This window comes from Microbacterium sp. LWO13-1.2, assembly GCF_038397725.1.
Lineage (GTDB): Bacteria > Actinomycetota > Actinomycetes > Actinomycetales > Microbacteriaceae > Microbacterium.
Genome location: NZ_CP151634.1, coordinates 2,416,759 through 2,433,227, shown reverse-complemented (window position 1 = coordinate 2,433,227; position 16,469 = coordinate 2,416,759). Strand labels below are relative to the sequence as shown.

Sequence of the window (16,469 nt, the reverse complement as noted above, 5' to 3'; positions counted from 1 at the left end):
TTCTGACTTTTCGGTGTCGCATGGCTACCCCTTGACCGCGCCGGCGGCGAGGCCGGACACGAAGTAGCGCTGGAGGAGGATGAAGATGATGACGAGCGGCAGCGACGTGATCAGGGAAGCCGCCATGAGTGCCGGCCAATCGGCCGTGCCTTCCCGGATGAACGCCTGGGTGAGCCCGGCCGGCAGAGTCTGCTTGTCGGGGCCGGCGAGCGTGAGCGCGAAGAGGAGGTCGCTCCAACCGCGCATGAACGCGAACATCGCGGCCGTGATGAGACCCGGCACGACGAGCGGGAACACGATGCGGAACATCGTCGCCGTGCGGGAGAGCCCGTCGACCTTCGCGGCTTCGAGGATGTCGTCGGGCAGTCCGTCCATGATGCCCTTCAACAGGAACACCGTGAGCGGCAACGTGAACGTCGTGAACGAGATGATCAGTGCCGCGTAGGTGTACAGCAATCCCGCAGAGCTCAGCATCAGATACAGCGAGATGAGCAGCAGCGCCCCGGGGATGAGCTGTCCGATCAGGAACATGAACATCATGGCGTTACGACCGCGATAGCGGAACTTCGAGAGCGAGTACGCCATCAGCCCACCGACGAGAACAGCGAGAACCGCTGTGCCTGTCGAGACCACGATGCTGTTCACGAGGCTCTTCAACAGGGCGTCGTTCTGGAAGAATCCGATGAAGTTCTCGAAGGTCGGGTCGACCGGGAAGAACGGGCGGTCGAGCGCGAAGACGTCTTCCTTCTTCGTGAACGCCGTCGCAGTCAGCCAGTAGACCGGCAGCAGGCCGAACAGAGCGAGCAGCACCAGCAGGACCCGCCCTGGGATGGACAGATGGGGGCGAATGATCGACTCGCCGATGTCGCGACTACCGCGCATCACTTCTCCAGTCGTCGGTTGAGGAGCAGATAGCCGCTCGAGATGATGGCCAGCAGCACAAGCCACAGCGCACCCATTGCAGAGGCCTTGCCGAGCTCGTAGCTGCCGAAGGCGAGGTGATAGAGGCTGACGGCGAGGGTCGTGGTCGAGTTCCCCGGCCCTCCGCCCGTCATCACGAAGATCGTGTCGAAGTTGCCGAAGTTGTAGATGAACTCCAGAACGGTGACGAGCGCGACCGGCCCCGCGATGTGCGGAAGGGAGATGTGCCGGAAGCGCTGCGCGCGCGTGGCACCGTCGATCGTCGCGGCCTCGATCTGCTCGCTCGGCAGCGTCTGGAGCACGGCGAGCGCGACGACCATGATCCAGGGGAACGAGTGCCAGGTCTTCGCGATGACCACCGCGGCCATCGCACCGGTGGGATTGCCGAGCATGCTGATCTCCGGCAGCCCGAACATCGCGAACACATGGTTCACGACGCCGTAGCTGTCATTGAAGATCCACGCCCAGAGGAACGAGACGACGACGCCGGGCAGCAGCCAGGGCAGCATCAGGGCACCGCGCAGGATATTGCGACCCCTCATGCGCGCGTTCAGCAGAATCGCGAGCGCGAGGCCGAGGATGAGCGGGAAGATCGTGGAGAGCGTCGAGAACACGAGGGTGGTGCCGAGCCTGGCCGCGAACTCGTCCCAGATGGCGACATAGTTGCCGAATCCGACGAAGGTGCGCTCAGGGCGCAGCAGCGACTGGTCGTAGAGACTCGTGCCGATGCTCGAGACAAGGGGGAAGATCGCGATCACGAGGAAGAGCAGAACGGCGGGAAGTGCGATCATGAAACCGAAGGTGCGGTCCTTCGCACCCAGCGTGGACCGTCGCCCGGAGCGTGGCTCGACCCGCTCGCGGCTCGCGGGCCGCTCGAGGATGGCTTGTGGCATTGCATTCACTTTCGGGTAGGGGCGACCCCGTACGGGGCCCTGCACGTCGTCGTCACAGTCGTCGACGTTGACGTGCGGCTAGTCAACCACATTGCGGATTCGAAATCCACAAAATGCATAAGACACCCACATTTGTGTTGCTTGGTGCCATTTGTCTCACTAGGATGACTGGCAGCGGCGTCGAGTCGCAGCGTCGCCCGGGGCGGCGACACTATGGAGGAGGATTCACATGGCATCGGAATCGGTGGGCGGCACCCAGACCGTCGAACGGGCGATGTCGTTGCTCGCATGCTTCACCGAGGAATCGGGCGAGTTGCGAGTCTCCGAGCTCTGCACGCTCACCGGACTCGGGCAGTCGACGGTCTCTCGCATGATGTCTGCGCTGGACCGCATGAAGTTCGTCGTCCAGGACGGCCGTACCGGCCTCTATCGACTCGGTCCTGCCGCGATCTCGCTCGGCACGATCGCGCTCAACGGTTCACCGCTCTTCCGCGCCTCGCGCCAGATCGCCCAGAACCTCGCCCGCCGCATCGAGATCGGCGTGAACGTCGCGGAGCTCAGCGGCTTCACCTTCACTTACCTCTGCAACTTCGAGGGCGCTCTGGCGCCCAAGTCGTTCGCGATGGCTGGTCGCACCGGCCCCCTGCACGCCACCGGCCTCGGCAAGGCTCTGCTCTCCGGAATGCCGAGCAGCAAGGTGGACGAGTACTTCGACCACACACCGCAGCGGTTCACTCCGCACACGATCGTCGATCGCGATGCGATGCAGCTCGCCCTCGAAGAGACGCGGAGCCGCGGCTACGCCACTGAGATCGAGGAGCTCGCCTTCGGGAGAGCGTGCATCGCCGCCCCGATCCACAACAGGGCCGGTGAGATCATCGCCGGTCTCTCCGCGAGCGGGCCGCTGTCGGTGCTCGACCTGCACGCACCCCACCAGGAGCTCGCGCTGCAGCTCATCGAAGCCGCTGACGAGATCTCGGTCGCCCTCGGGTACAGCCCTTCCCGCAGCGCGGCGGCGTTCGCGGCGCTCTGAGTTCCTTGCCGCGACGCCCGTCGCGGCACTTCGTCTTCACCGCCGCGACAGACGTCGACGGCTTCTCTTCCCATCGATGTCTTCGGAGACCCTTGTGAAAATTACGCGCGTCCAGACTTTCCCCCTCTTCCTGTCGAAGGAGGATGCCGACAACTCGTACGCCGGCGACACGGCCATCGAGCACCGCGGGTACATGATCAGGCCGCCGTGGCGGAGCCTGTACTCCCCCGGATACGAGACCCTCCTCGTGAAGATCGAGACCGATGACGGCCTGGTGGGCTGGGGCGAAGCCCTCGCTCCCGTCGCACCCGAAGTCGCCGCGGCCATCGTCGATCACCTGCTCACCCCGCTCATCCTCGGCGAGGATCCGCGATCGGTGCGCACCCTCTGGCACCGCATGTCCGAATCGATGCGCGAACGCGGGCACCTCACCGGCCACCAGGCCGACGCGATGGCCGCCGTGGACATCGCGCTGTGGGACCTCTGGGGTCACGCCACCGGCCTCTCGGTCTCGGAACTCGCCGGTGGCCGATTCACCGAGACGCTGCCGACCTATGTGTCCGGCATCCGCGGAATCGACGATTCCGATCGGGCGGAGCGCGCGGCTGAGCTCGTCGAAGCGGGTGTGCGACGCATCAAACTGCACCTCGGCACCGACCTGCACACCGACCTTGCGACCTTCGACGCGATCCGCGCCGTGCATCCGGACCTCGATGTCGCACTCGACGCGCACTGGACATATCGACTCGGCGAGGCCAAGGCGCTCGGACGGGAGCTGGATGAACGCAAGGCCTGGTTCTTCGAGGCGCCCCTCGCGCCCGAAGATGTCGAGGGCCACCGCGATCTCGCCTCGTCGATCGACACTCCGGTTGCGATCGGCGAGGCGATGCGGAGCCGCTTCGAGTTCACGGACTGGCTCACCCGCCGAGCCGTCGGCCTCACCCAGCCCGACATCGGCCGCACCGGCATCACCGAAGGGCTCGCGATCGCGGCCGTCGCCGACGCGTTCCATGTTCAGGTCGCGCCGCACCATTCCGCAGCCTTCGGTATCGCCATGGCGGCCGGCGTGCACGTCGCGGCGAGCGCCACGTCGCTGCTCGCGTTCGAGTATCAGCCGTTCACCCTGCCCGTCGCCAACCTGATCCTCACGGAGCCGCTCGAAGTGAAGCCCGACGGCGGGTTCGTCGTTCCCACCGGGCCGGGCCTCGGCGTCACGGTCGACGAGAACGTGATCAAGGAGTTCGTGCGGCGCTGAGCGTCGGGAAGCACGACGAAAGAGGCACCGCGGTGAAGACCGCGGTGCCTCTTCTCATCCCCTCCGGGTCCGCCGGATCAGTCGCCGACTCGGACGAACTGCGCGGCGCTGACGCGGTGGATGCTGGTGCTGCGGACTTCGAGACGCACGACGCCGACGGCGCCGGCGTCGTACCGGAACGTGCCGAGCGAACGCCAGGCTGCAGCATCCTCCGTCTGGTTCACGATCACCTCGGTGCTGCCTGCCTGGTGCTCGACGATGTAGGCCGCCGACGTCGTGGTCGTCGGGTTCGTCGGGTACCAGACGGATACGCGGTACAGGCCCGCTTGGAGGAGATTCGCATTCCAGGTGACGGTGCTGCCCACCGAATCCGTGTCGCTGTAGCGCGTGCGCGTGCCGTTCCACCCTGACAGGCCGCTCGGGTACCAGGTTCCGGCCTCGAGGTAGCCCGGCCATGGCGACTGGGTGTGCGCGATCACTCCCTCATCGGCAACGCGCACCAGCACGCCGCGACGGAGAGTCTGGTCCAGCCTCGCCTCGAACCGGATGGTCGAACCCGGCGCGACCCCTGGGCCGGCTGTCACCGTCCAGGTGTGGGTCAGATCGGACCGCGGTGGCACGTCGATGACGGCATCCCGCTGGGTGATGGTCCACCCGGCGGCACCGTAGAGTGCCAGCGCGCCGTGCAGCGGGGTGACCCCGGTGTTGATGACGAGTGCGGTCAACCGCGCTGTCGCCCCCGGCCCGCTGACGATCGCGGTGTCGGTCGTCAGCGACACCAAGCGTCGGCGGTCGATGACCTCGATCGCTGCCGGGCGAAGAGTCACCGGATCGCCCCCCGGGATGGCCAGGGACGCCGCGATCTGCACCTCTCCGAGCGCGGCAGCCGACGCGATGATGGCGGCCGCCTCCACCCGCACGGATCCGTTCGCAGGAGCGACGACCGCAGGAACGGCCGACTCGAGCTGCCAGCCCGTGGGCAAGCTCACCGTCACGGTTCCGGTGACCGGATCGTCTGTGGCGTTGCGCACCTCGATGATCAACGGGACGCGGTCGCCTGCTGTGCCGGTGGCCTGAGCGACGACGTCTCCCACCACACCGGGATTGGCACCGGTGATCCGCTTCGGGAGGCGCAGCGTGACCTCGTCCGTGGTCACCCCGCCGGCCGTGATCGCGTACGTGAAGGTCTTGGCGGGGTTGCCGACGCCGATCGTCCATTCATAGGGGTAGTTCTTGGCTGGCGCCTGCTTCGGGGGTTTCCCACCGACTCGATAGGTCAGAGTGGCCTGCTGTTCGGTGTCGATCTGGACGTAGGCGTCGTAGCCCTTCCGGTCCGGTCGCACCAGGAGCATGCCACGTGCGACTCCGTAGTCGGAGGCCGGATCGGAGTCGACCTCGTGGAAGCTGTCGGTGCCGTGATCGACGATGTCGTCGAAGGGCAGCCCCGGTCGTTCGACCACGACATTCCTCACGATCAGTGCGAGCAGGCCGTGCCCTGGCACCGTGACCGTGACACGACCCTGGTAGGCGTTCTGAGAGGAGCGGGCACCGTCAGCAGTGACGATCTCGACGGCCGTCGCCGAGTTGCGCGGCAACCCCGTCAGCTCCCCCGCCAGATCCACGACGACCTGCTGCGCGCTGGCGGCGGTGTTGGTGAGACTGACGTACAGGGCGTCGTTCCCGATCGCGGTCAGCCAGTTGATCAGCGCGTTGTCGAGCGAGATCATGCCGGCAGGGAAGTACGGCCAGACCGCCGTTTCACCGAAGAAGGTGCCAGGTGCGTGGCCGTAGGCGAAGAACTTGAAGTAGGCGAAGTCAGCCTCGAACACGTGCGGGAAGTCGATGTTGCCCGCGCTGCGGTAGAAGCTCTCGCTGATCAGGTAGTCCATCGCCAGACCGAGCTGAGCGGGGGCGTGATGGAAGTAGTACCCGGTGATCCCGACCGGCCCATTGGTGGCGAAGTCCGGCTTCATCTGTGCGACCTGGAACTGACGACCGTAGTAGCCGGGGTAGGTGGTGAAGCGGCCGATCACCATGTTGTGCGCGACATCGGCGAGCAACGCGTCGCCGGTGTGGTGCGCCAACCGGAGCAGCGCGCCGGACCAGCAGGCGTTGTAGACGTACCCGCCGCCGGGATCGGTCAGCGAACTGGTACCGAGTTTGAACGACGACAGCGCCTCGAAGGTGAGCCCTGAGGGCGACACGTACCAGGCCGGTACGGTCTCGGTGGGGACAACGGTGTTCGGATAGGACGGCAGGGACGTGCGGGACTCCCAGTCGTACTGCTGCGTGATCACGTGCCCGTCAGGTACGGTCACCGTCTGATCCGGCACCGGACGGACTGCGGTCTGGGTGATGAAACGCTGAGCCTCCCGGTACGCGCCGTCGAGGAACTCCTGCTCTCCCGTCACCTCGAACATCTCCAGCAGGTCGACCCAGTACTTGGAGAAGCTGTAGGCGAAGCCTCCTGGCGGCTGCCCGTTGCCCCGGTACGGCGTGAGGATCTGCTCCTGCACATAGCGCTTGGCGATCAAGGTCGCCTCAGCGAGGTAGGCAGGATCCCCCGTGACCCGATAGGTGGCCAGCGCGTTGGCGAACGGCGCCCGGCTCTGCCCGACGACGCCCGCTTTGGTCGCCTGCACCGCGAGTCTCTGGATGCCGGCGTTCCGGCCGTGGGTGAGCTGATAGAGCGACGTCAAATTCACCGCATCCGTGGGGATCCTGCCGATGCGGTACTGCGTCGTGTCGTTGTAGACCGGGCTCCCGATCACCGGGGAATGGCCGATCCCCTTGCGGGACAGCTGGTACTCGATGAGTGGGCGAGCGCGACGCTCGTAGAGGGTGCTGTCCGCGGTCCCGGTCAGGTAGTGCGCGGCGAGCACCACCCCACTGGCCGCCGTGCGCACGGCATTCTCATTCTCGACATCCACGAAGCCCTTGGCGCGATTCCACCAGCCGGAGAACGAGGGGATGTAGTCGACGGAGTCATCTCCGTCCGGCTCGATGGCGATGAGTTCGGTCATGGCGTGGACGGCATCGGTCAGCGAACGCTCGTAGACGTTGTGCCGGTAGGCCGTCAGCCCGTACTCGCCCCGGCACAGTTGAGAGTACGTCCCGTACAGGGTGTCGGCACGGGCTGCCAGGCCGAAGGCGAAGCCGCGCTGCTCGCCGACCGCCATCGCAGTGGTGAGACCGGGCTGCGGGGCGTACATCGACGGCACGATGTCGAGGCTGTCGTTGCGCAGACTCATCCCGTACGGCTGCCGATCCGACATCAGCTGGCGTTCATGCACGAACTCGGCGACCTCGGCCGGCAGGTAGACCCCGGACGTGACCGCCGCATTGCCGACGGCGTACTGCGTCAGCGCCATCGGCGCGAACAGCTCCCATGCTCCGAGCGGCGCTGAACCGTCGACCACGGAGAGCGCGTGCTGGTAGGACCCGCAGAGGACCTCGTCGAGGTCGTCGAGCGAACGAGCATCCTGGCTCTGGTACCCGACGATGTAGTCACCGGCGTTCTTCGCCGTCAGCACGTAATGGGCCTCGGGGTTCTCGCCTTCGAGTCGCCAGCGGACGACGAGGTCCACATCGTCGATGCTGGTGGACAGCTCGATCGCCTGCGAGCCGAGGAGCTGAAAAGACGTGAAGCCCAGCCAACTCGGGCTCAGCGGTCCGTAGAGCTCCGGTGCGCTGCCAGACGGGAGGGTTCCCTTCAGCACGACCCACTGCTCATCGAAACGATGCGCGGGGTCGGTCACCGCCAACCAGCCGCCGTCGTGCGCGACCTCGAGGTCACGCACGATCGTCTCGCCCCCGTCCCAGCTGGCCTGGAAGAACGTCATCCGATGGTTGGGCCCGATCAACTGCGCAACCTGGGCGAACGACAGGTTCGGCATGTCGAGCCTTCGCAGCGCATCCGGGTACGACCCGCTGGCACCGGTGAGCTGCGATGGCGACGCAGCAGCCATTTCGGCCTGGGTGCCGAGCACCGGTGGGAGCACCCCGGCGATCACCAACATGCGCAGCACTGATCGACGACTCCACAGCAGCGGGCCGTCATTGGCTTCTGCGTTCGATATTGAATCCATGATGCACATACTGCAATCTGTATGCGAGGATGTCAATGGATCCGCGTTTCGGATCGCGGCTGCGAAGTAACCTCGAGCAGACACTCATCCGAGAGGACCCCTGCGGTGACCCCGAATCCCCCCGAGGAACTGACCGAATACTCTCTCAGCGCGCTGTTGACCCCCGCTGCGCCCCCCGAGGAACCCGCGGACTTCGACGAGTTCTGGCAGAAGACGTTCGCCGAGTTCGGCACTGGACCGGTCGCGTGGCAGCTCGAGCGCGAGCTCGAACCCACCACGACCCATCGACGGAGTGAGATCCGATTCCACTCGTCAGCGGGCGAGCAGGCCGTGGCCTACCTGATGGTGCCGCACGTCGCCTCGACCATCCGTCGTGGGCTCGTGGTCGGTCACGGCTACGGCGGCCGAACCGCCCCCGACCCCGACCGGGTCCCCCGTGACACCGCGGCGATCTTCCCCTGCGCACCCGGAACTCACGCGGGAACCACCAGCCGTTTTCCGGCCGTCCCCGACGAACACGTGCTGTCGGGAATCGCGCACCGCGACACGTACTCCCATCGTTTCGCCGCGGCGGACATCTGGCGGGCTGCGACCGTCCTCCTGGATGCCGCCCCCGGCGCTGCCGACATCCTCGACTTCAGCGGCGGGAGTTTCGGCGGCGGCATCGGGGCGATGGCCCTCCCCTGGGACACTCGCTTCCGACGGGCCACGCTCGACGTTCCCAGCTTCGGAGACCACACGATCCGCCTCAGCCGGCATTGCACCGGAAGCGGAGAGGCCGTGCGCCTGCATGTTCGCGCACACCCCGAAGTGCGCCCGGTACTCGACTACTTCGACGCGGCCATCGCTGCACGCCGTCTGCGCATCCCGGTGCTTGTGGGTGCGGCAGTCCTCGACCCTGCCGTCGACCCCCGAGGACAGTTCGCCGTCTATCACGCGCTCGGCGGCCCGAAGCGGCTCAGCGTGCGGGCGAACGGGCACCTCGACGGACCGATCGGGGAACTGTCCGATCGGCTGCTCCTGCAGGACTCCAGCGACTTCCTCGCACTCCCCGCCGACCGCATCGGCTGAGCGCGACGCGTCAGACCGCGATGTTGTGGTTGCGTCGGAACAGGTTCTTCGGATCCCACTGCGCCTTCACGTCGCGCAAGCGCGCATACGCGGCCTCCGCGAACATGCCAGGTACCGCATCCGGGCGCTCGGAGTCCGCGAAATTCCCATACTCGGCCAGACGGTTCCGCTCGATCTCCTGCCATTCGGCGCGGATCGAGGCGCGCGCGTCATCGTCGACCAGACCCGGGATGTCGAAGGCCCCGGCCATGACGAACCAGGTCGCGGTGCGCGCCGGGAACGCCGTGGCATCCTGAGCGACGTCTCCGAATGCTCCGCCGAGCGAGCGTAGGAAGATGATCGACGCGGGGTGCGCCGCACGGAACCGGACCAGACGGTCGATCGTCTCGTCGTCCAGTTCTGCGAACAGACCATTGCCGCCGATGAAACCGGGAGGGCCCGCCGCTTCGGCGCCGCCCTCCGGCGCGGGCATCTCCATCAGGATGTCGCGGTACGCGGGAGTCGTGAGCTTCTCGGCGACACCGTCGAGCGCCGCGACCGGCGCCATGACGGCGCGCAGCGCGTCTACGTCGCCACCCGCCCACACGGCGTGCACGCTCGCACCCGCCGGAGCGCTGGGATCCATCGCCGGCACGTCCATGAACGTCACCGTCAGCTCTCGCGGCGCGTTCCGGAGGATCTCCCGCACCGCGCGCAGAACGCTCGTGGAGTCCTCGGAGAAGGTGTACTCCCCGAACACGATTCCGGGCAGTCGGTGGGCCTCGAAATCGAATCTCGTGACGATGCCGAAGTTCCCGCCACCGCCGCGGATCGCCCAGAACAGATCGGGGTACGTGTCGGCATCCACGTCGACGACCTCTCCTGCCGCCGTCACGACCTGCGCGCCGACGAGCTGATCGACGGCGAGGCCCCAGGCCCTGACCATCCAGCCGATGCCACCCCCGAGGGTGAGACCGCCAACCCCCACAGAGGAAGTGTCTCCCGAACTGATCGCCAGCCCCGCTTCGCCGAGCGTGCTGGCGACGGCGCCCCAGGTGGCGCCGCCGCCGACGCTCACCCGCGTGCCGTCGATGCGGATGTCCGCCAGTGCGCCGAGCTCGAGCCGCACGTCTTCTGCGTTGTCGACGTGGGACCAGGGCCCGTGCCCGCCCGAGACCACGGTGATCATGCGTGAATCCTGTTGTGCGCGCCGGACGAGAGCGGCGACTTCCTCCGCGCTCTCCGGTCGCTCGATGAGTCGTTGTTCAGTCATGTAGGACACGGTAGAGGCGACCCCCGACACTGCGACCGTCGGGGCCTTCATTCACAGACGGCACACAGCTGGTTCCATAGAAACCCCATAGAGAACTCCTCAGAATGGTCTCATGACCCACGATCTGCCCGACCTCCACCGTCCCGATGGCTCTCCCCTGCGCATCCTCGCCGTCGACGACGAGCAGATGCTCACCGATCTGCTCGCGATGGCGCTGCGGATGGAGGGCTGGGAGGTTCGTACTGCGTCGTCGGGTCTCGAAGCGCTCCAGGTCGCGCGGGAGTTCGAACCCGACGCGCTCGTGCTCGACATCATGATGCCGGACCTGGACGGGATGTCGGTGCTGAAGCGGCTCCGAGAGTCCGGGAACCTCGTGCCGGTCCTGTTCCTCACCGCGAAGGATGCCGTGGGAGACCGGGTCGCCGGACTCACCGCCGGGGGCGACGACTACGTCACCAAGCCGTTCAGCCTGGAAGAGGTGATCGCCCGGCTTCGCGCCATCATCCGCCGCACCGGTCACGCCACCGCCGACGACGGTCAGTCGATCCTCCGGGTCGCCGACCTCACCCTCAACGAGGACAGCCACGAAGTGGTGCGTGACGGCGCGGAGATCGCGCTCACCGCCACCGAGTTCGAGTTGCTGCGCTACCTGATGCGCAACGAGCGCAGGGTGCTGTCGAAAGCGCAGATCCTCGACCGGGTGTGGAGCTACGACTTCGGCGGCAAGTCATCCGTCGTCGAGCTGTACATCTCCTACCTGCGCAAGAAGATCGACGCCGGGCGCGCCCCGCTGCTGCACACCGTCCGTGGCGTCGGGTACATGATCAAGGCGCCGCAGTGAGCACCCCGGGGATGGCGCGGCCGATGAGCCTGCAGACACGGCTGATGACCGCCGTGATCGGGTTCGTGTCCCTCATCCTCGTGATCGTGGCCGTCATCACCAGCGCGACGCTGGGGAGCACCATGGAGAATCAGCTCGACGAGCGCCTCGGTGGTTACCAGGCGCAGCTCGCGCACTGGGTCGATCAGGAGCCACTCCCCGGCGTGACGGCCCAGAACGTGCTGCTCGGGAAGGGGGCGACCGTGCCCGGTCTTCTCTTCGCGGTCTCCAGCCAGCTGACCGGCACCACCGGAGTCGTTCTCGACAACGGCGGCGGCGATCTCAGCGGAAGCGCCAAGGATCTCACCGCGACGCAGCTGAATCAGATCAACGATGCCCTCGACGGCGGACTCAACGCGACGGTCACGATCGACGACATCGGCTCGTACCGCATCGCCGTCACGCCGACGGATTCCGGCGCGGTGATCGTCACCGGCCTTCCCCGTGACGAGATCCAGAAGCAACTCACGACACTGCTCACCGTCATCGCGCTCGCGACCATCGGCGGTCTCATCCTGCTGGCGCTGACCACGGCGGTCACCATCAGGGTCGGACTGCGCCCCTTGCGCGCCGTCGCGACGACCGCCACCCGGGTGGCGAACCAGCCGCTCGACCGCGGCGAGGTCACCATCACCGAGCGAGTACCGGCATCCGAAGCCGATCCGCGAACCGAGACCGGACTCGTCGGAGCATCCCTCAACAAGCTGCTCGACCATGTGAACACGTCGCTGGCCGCGCGACAGAAGAACGAGGAGCGGATGCGACGATTCGTCGCCGATGCCAGCCATGAGCTGCGCACCCCGCTGGCCTCGATCCGCGGCTACTCCGAGCTGTCGCTGCGCGACTCCACGCTGCCCGAGAACACGCACACCGCGCTCGAGCGCATCCAGGCGCAGTCGCTGCGGATGACGCGCCTCGTCGAAGACCTCCTGCTGCTCGCACGCCTGGACGAGGGGCGCGAGCTCGTCTATGGCACCGTGGACCTCACCCAGCTGGCGCTGGAGGGGCTCGCCGACGCTCGCCCGACGGCGCCGGATCATCGATGGAGCGTCGATGTGCCCGACGAGCCCGTCGTGATCGTCGGCGACGCCGGTCGCATGCACCAGGTCGTGGCGAACCTGCTCGCGAACGCCCGCACGCACACACCCGCGGGCACCGAGATCACGCTCCGCGTCGCCCGCGAAGACGATGCGGCCGTATTGACCGTGCACGACAACGGCCCGGGTATCGACCCCGGCGTGCGCGAGGAGCTGTTCGCCCGGTTCGCCCGCGGTGACAGCTCCCGTGCCCGTCAGACCGGCGGTACCGGGCTCGGGCTCGCGATCGCGAAGGCGATCGTCGAAGGGCACCGCGGCTTCATCTCCGTCGACAGCGAGCCGGGGAGCACGAGCTTCACGGTGCGCATCCCGGTGAACCCGTCGAAGGATGCGCCGAACGACTGACGCCCGCGCGGGCGACTTGCAGGATCAAATCACGCGGGGCCGCCCATCCGGCGGTGTTTCGTCCTGCATCCGTTCGTCGGTCATGCACGTCGCACGCCTGGACTGACGGCGAGCCTCGGCAGACCTATCCCCAGATGATCAGACTCGAGCACGCAGCCGTGAGATCGCGGCGATGATCGCCGCTTCGACAACCAGCCAGTCATGAATGATGAGCGCGTAGTCGAATCGGAGGGTCTCGTACCCGAGTACGGATGCCGCAGCGTCGCGTCGGAGGTCTTTGTGGCGGCGCGATGACCCATCGTGGTTCTCCATCCCATCCGCCTCGAGGATGAGCATCCCGTCGATCACGAAGTCAGCTCTGCCGACCGTCGGGATCTCCACCTGACAATCCAGACGGATGCCCAGCAAGTGAAGGCGCAGGCGCAACAGCGATTCCAGCCCGCTGTCGGCATCGCGCCTCGCGAAGTCGACCAGCCATCGCGCCCCGACCGGAAGGCGTTCGCGCAGTCGCTCACGAATGCCGGCGCCGAACTTTCGCTTCTTCAACGCCGATTCCAACGCGGCGAAGAACGCCTCCTCGCCGGCGCAGTGATAAACGTGCACAAGCGCATCCTCCACAGGCGCGACGCCGAGCAGCGTTCGCCCCTCGAAGTAGTGAGTCACGCAGGCGCACTCGGCGTGATGAACCCGACCGCTGGTGCCGACCCAGACATGAAGATGCTCGTCGTCCGCCAAGGCCCAGACCTCGTGCATCCGCAACGCCGTCGTACAGGTCACGGCTCCCCCGTGCGCCGCGGCACAGATCACGTCAGGGTTCGCGGATGGAACGGCGAAGACGCCCGGCCGCACTCGGAGGACGGAACCGTCGCCAACGGCGCTCGACAGCATCCTTCTGCTCAGTCCGAACTGCTGAAGGCGGGCGCCCCTGGCGACGCCGCCCTGGTGCGCGATCAGTTGTGCGGGTTGCAGCATCCGTCGATCTTGGCCGACGAGCACGCACCGCATGCCGGGATTCTGTCGTTGTGGACGAATCCGGGCCGAATGCCGACCTGTGGAGGAAGAGTGCCGCGATCAACTTGCATGACCGATTCACGGATGCATGTCCGACTTACGGCGTTTCGTCCTGCATCCGTTCGTTGGTCATGCAACTGGTACGGGGCGCCCGGACGACGTGACCGCCGCGCCTCAGTACCCGGCGAAGGCGTCGGTCGTCAGGCTGTGGGCCTTCTGCAGGGCGGGGGCGAGATCGGCGATCAGACGCGGCGGGCCGGAGATGTACGCGTGCCGGCTCCCGATGTCGGGAACGACGCGCTCGAGCCCCTCGGCGTCCAGGCGCACTCCGCGCGCCCACGACCAGTGCGCCGGCAGATCTGCCGGCTGGTCTCTGGTGAAGACGATGACTCGGGCTCCGGTCGCCGCAAGCTCGTCGCGGAAGGCGAGTTCGCTGGCCTCGGACGCCACGTACACGAGCACCACATCACGGGTCAGCCCCGACAACTGCAGCTGTCGAAGTTGCGACACGAACGGCGTGACGCCGATGCCGGCGGCGACCATCAGAACCGGGGCCTCCGATCGCGGCAGGATGAAGTCTCCCCAGGTGCCGGTCACCGCGAGCGTCGCTCCCGGCTCTGCAGCCGCGAGGGCCCGCTTGTAGCTGGACGGATGCTTCTGGCCGCCGTCCTTGTAGGCGATGCGCAGCGTCGGCAGGTCACCGGGCGCCGAGACGATGCTGAACTCACGGCGGGTCCCCCGCGCGTCCGGCCGGCGGTGCGGCACATCCAGCTCGAGGTACTGCCCAGGGAGGAACTTCAGACGGCCTCGTGCACGGAACGTCAGCTCCTGCGCGGTCGGGGTGACGAACTCGCGCTTCTCGAGCGTCAGCCGCACCGAACCGCGCACGGCGAAGGCGAACGCGAGCAGGTTGCCGACGAGCAGCGCACGTTCCTGTCCGAGTGAGAACAGGTCGCCGATCATGATCGGCCAGCCCGCCAGGACTCCGACCAGGGCGGCGACGGAGAACTGCTGCCACCGCCGCGGCGGCATCGTCAGCGGCTCCGACAGCATGAATGCCCCGAGGAACAGGTACGGCGACTGCAGCACGGCCAGCGACAGCGCCTGGAGGGCGTTGAAGTCCAGAGCGTTCTGCTGAGCGAGGATGCTCTGCCGCACGACCGAGACGCCGACGGCGATGAGCAGGAACACCAGGATGACGCGCACCTTCTCGGTGCGCCAGAGCACGACGAGACCGAGCAGCAGCACGGGAACCGCGAGCGCCGGAGTGCCCACCCACCACGCCGAGAACGTCCCGAGCCCGGCGATCGTGACGACGGCTGCGCCGAACGCGGCCGGGTTGAGGATGTGCCGACCGCGCCACGCGATCACGTACTTCGAGATGCTGGCGAGGGCACCGGCGAGCGCGAGTCCGCCGAGGGCAGCCGGCGTCAGCCCCGGCTGGAGCACGAAGAGGAGGATGAGCGCGGTCACCAGCGAGGACTCGATACGCCAGGGCAGGCGGAGCAGTCGCTGGGCTGCCGCATCGACGACCGAGATCACGACGGCCAGAACGCCGAAGGACGCCACCAGCGCCAGGGGATCCGGTGCGACCAGATCGAAGAACGAGAGCACCAGGGCGAGCGCCGCGAGCGTCAGCAGCGAGAACAGCACGAGCCGGTACATCGAGATGCCACCGAGGACGGCGAGAACGCGCTGCCGCGCGGCGGTGAATGAGGTGATCACGACTTCTACTCTTCCCTACTTCGGCGGTGCGGGGCGTGTCCGGTCGGTGGCGATGAACAGCTCGGCTGGGCATCCGGGCGAGCGCTCCACACGACCGTCGGTCGCCATTCGCACCCACTCGACGCCCCAGGACGCGGCGAGCTCCGGCCCTCCGTCGAAGAACAGCGCCGTCGCCACGGCATCCGCCGACATCGCATCGGGAGCGATCGCCCAGGTCGCCGCCCATGTGCGCACCGGAACTCCCGTGCGGGCATCGAGCACATGGTGCAGTCCGTCGCCCCAGGCTCGTCGGTTGACGGCCGACGCGCAGAGCGCCGCGTCCTGCAGTGTCACGACCCCGATGGCCTTGGTCGCGTCGTACGGATGCTCCAGCCCGACGCGCACCGCCGCTCCCCGCACCCGGAGGTCACCTCCGCCGTCGACGACGAGATCTACGTCGACGGAATCGAGAACCTCCATCACCCGATCGACGAGACGCCCCTTGCCGAGAGCGCCGACGTCGATGAGGGCCGGCGCGGAGAGCGTCACCCGGTCCGTGGACCAGTCGAGCCGCTGCAACCAGTCGACAGGGGCTGCGCGTGGCTCTCGCGGCGTCAGCGAGTATTCGGCGTCATAGCCGAGAGCGTTGAGACTCTCTCCGACCAGCGGATTCACGGCACCCGCAGTCGCCTCGGAGAGCTCGCGATAGGCGTCGAGCATCGCCCCGGCATCCGCCGCAGTGAGCGACCCTCCATCGACGCTCAGCCGGGTGACGAGCGAGTCCGCACGGAACCGTGACCACTCACGATCGAAACGATCGATGGTGGCGGTGACGGCGGCGCGGGCATCCGCGGGGAGCTCCGCGCTCGAATCGATCTCCCAGCGCGTGCCGATCGCCTCGAATCGCCAGACGACCATG

The 16,469-nt window shown here is 67.1% G+C and carries 12 protein-coding genes; 5 read left to right on the top strand and 7 right to left on the bottom strand.

What is annotated here, in order from left to right; all coding sequences use genetic code 11:
* Positions 1-24: 24 nt before the first annotated feature.
* Together MRBLWO13_RS11435 and MRBLWO13_RS11430 are read right to left on the bottom strand one after the other, a co-directional pair.
* Positions 25-882 carry a carbohydrate ABC transporter permease gene (locus MRBLWO13_RS11435; protein WP_341974123.1) on the bottom strand — a complete coding sequence of 286 codons (858 nt, stop codon included), beginning with the start codon at positions 880-882 and terminating at the stop codon, positions 25-27.
* Entirely contained in the window at positions 882-1,814 is a 933-nt protein-coding gene (locus MRBLWO13_RS11430; protein ID WP_341974122.1) for a sugar ABC transporter permease, read from the bottom strand. Before MRBLWO13_RS11430 ends, MRBLWO13_RS11435 begins: the two co-directional genes overlap by 1 nt.
* Positions 1,815-2,043: 229 nt before the next feature.
* On the opposite strand from MRBLWO13_RS11430, the gene MRBLWO13_RS11425 reads away from it, so the two are divergent.
* Both MRBLWO13_RS11425 and MRBLWO13_RS11420 read left to right on the top strand, forming a co-directional pair.
* Entirely contained in the window at positions 2,044-2,847 is an 804-nt protein-coding gene (locus MRBLWO13_RS11425) for an IclR family transcriptional regulator (RefSeq protein ID WP_341974121.1), read from the top strand.
* 94 nt (positions 2,848-2,941) lie between these two features.
* Positions 2,942-4,102, top strand: a complete 1,161-nt coding sequence (locus MRBLWO13_RS11420) for a mandelate racemase/muconate lactonizing enzyme family protein (protein ID WP_341974120.1) — start codon at positions 2,942-2,944, stop codon at positions 4,100-4,102.
* A gap of 77 nt (positions 4,103-4,179) precedes the next feature.
* On the opposite strand, the gene MRBLWO13_RS11415 is transcribed toward MRBLWO13_RS11420, so the two are convergent.
* Positions 4,180-8,190, bottom strand: coding sequence for a hypothetical protein (locus MRBLWO13_RS11415; protein WP_341974119.1), 4,011 nt, complete (start codon positions 8,188-8,190; stop codon positions 4,180-4,182).
* 105 nt (positions 8,191-8,295) lie between these two features.
* Here MRBLWO13_RS11415 and MRBLWO13_RS11410 point away from each other — a divergent pair, with 105 nt between their 5' ends.
* Positions 8,296-9,261, top strand: a complete 966-nt coding sequence (locus MRBLWO13_RS11410; protein ID WP_341974118.1) for an acetylxylan esterase — start codon at positions 8,296-8,298, stop codon at positions 9,259-9,261.
* Positions 9,262-9,271: 10 nt separating this feature from the next.
* Here MRBLWO13_RS11410 and MRBLWO13_RS11405 read toward each other — a convergent pair whose 3' ends face one another.
* The gene (locus tag MRBLWO13_RS11405) at positions 9,272-10,513 is read right to left on the bottom strand and encodes an FAD-binding protein (RefSeq protein ID WP_341974116.1); all 1,242 of its coding nucleotides are present in this window, start codon (positions 10,511-10,513) and stop codon (positions 9,272-9,274) included.
* A gap of 112 nt (positions 10,514-10,625) precedes the next feature.
* On the opposite strand from MRBLWO13_RS11405, the gene MRBLWO13_RS11400 reads away from it, so the two are divergent.
* The gene (locus tag MRBLWO13_RS11400) at positions 10,626-11,354 is read left to right on the top strand and encodes a response regulator transcription factor (protein ID WP_341974115.1); all 729 of its coding nucleotides are present in this window, start codon (positions 10,626-10,628) and stop codon (positions 11,352-11,354) included.
* Positions 11,351-12,835, top strand: a complete 1,485-nt coding sequence (locus tag MRBLWO13_RS11395) for an ATP-binding protein (RefSeq protein WP_341974113.1) — start codon at positions 11,351-11,353, stop codon at positions 12,833-12,835. The genes MRBLWO13_RS11400 and MRBLWO13_RS11395 overlap by 4 nt, the downstream gene beginning before the upstream one ends.
* 138 nt (positions 12,836-12,973) lie before the next feature.
* On the opposite strand, the gene MRBLWO13_RS11390 is transcribed toward MRBLWO13_RS11395, so the two are convergent.
* The 3 genes from MRBLWO13_RS11390 to MRBLWO13_RS11380 form a co-directional block, all read right to left on the bottom strand.
* On the bottom strand, positions 12,974-13,807 hold the full coding sequence (locus MRBLWO13_RS11390) for a type IV toxin-antitoxin system AbiEi family antitoxin domain-containing protein (RefSeq protein WP_341974112.1): 834 nt from the start codon (positions 13,805-13,807) through the stop codon (positions 12,974-12,976).
* A gap of 213 nt (positions 13,808-14,020) precedes the next feature.
* Positions 14,021-15,571, bottom strand: coding sequence for an FAD-dependent oxidoreductase (locus MRBLWO13_RS11385; protein WP_341974111.1), 1,551 nt, complete (start codon positions 15,569-15,571; stop codon positions 14,021-14,023).
* A gap of 15 nt (positions 15,572-15,586) precedes the next feature.
* On the bottom strand, positions 15,587-16,468 hold the full coding sequence (locus MRBLWO13_RS11380) for an FAD:protein FMN transferase (protein WP_341974110.1): 882 nt from the start codon (positions 16,466-16,468) through the stop codon (positions 15,587-15,589).
* Position 16,469 lies beyond the last annotated feature (1 nt).

Coding starts and splice junctions, on each gene's coding strand:
- MRBLWO13_RS11390 (WP_341974112.1), bottom strand. CDS start 13,807: ATGCTGCAACCCGCACAACTGATCGCGCACCAGGGCGGCGTCGCCAGG.
- MRBLWO13_RS11435 (WP_341974123.1), bottom strand. CDS start 882: ATGCGCGGTAGTCGCGACATCGGCGAGTCGATCATTCGCCCCCATCTG.
- MRBLWO13_RS11425 (WP_341974121.1), top strand. CDS start 2,044: ATGGCATCGGAATCGGTGGGCGGCACCCAGACCGTCGAACGGGCGATG.
- MRBLWO13_RS11405 (WP_341974116.1), bottom strand. CDS start 10,513: ATGACTGAACAACGACTCATCGAGCGACCGGAGAGCGCGGAGGAAGTC.
- MRBLWO13_RS11430 (WP_341974122.1), bottom strand. CDS start 1,814: ATGCCACAAGCCATCCTCGAGCGGCCCGCGAGCCGCGAGCGGGTCGAG.
- MRBLWO13_RS11400 (WP_341974115.1), top strand. CDS start 10,626: ATGACCCACGATCTGCCCGACCTCCACCGTCCCGATGGCTCTCCCCTG.
- MRBLWO13_RS11415 (WP_341974119.1), bottom strand. CDS start 8,190: ATGGATTCAATATCGAACGCAGAAGCCAATGACGGCCCGCTGCTGTGG.
- MRBLWO13_RS11380 (WP_341974110.1), bottom strand. CDS start 16,468: ATGGTCGTCTGGCGATTCGAGGCGATCGGCACGCGCTGGGAGATCGAT.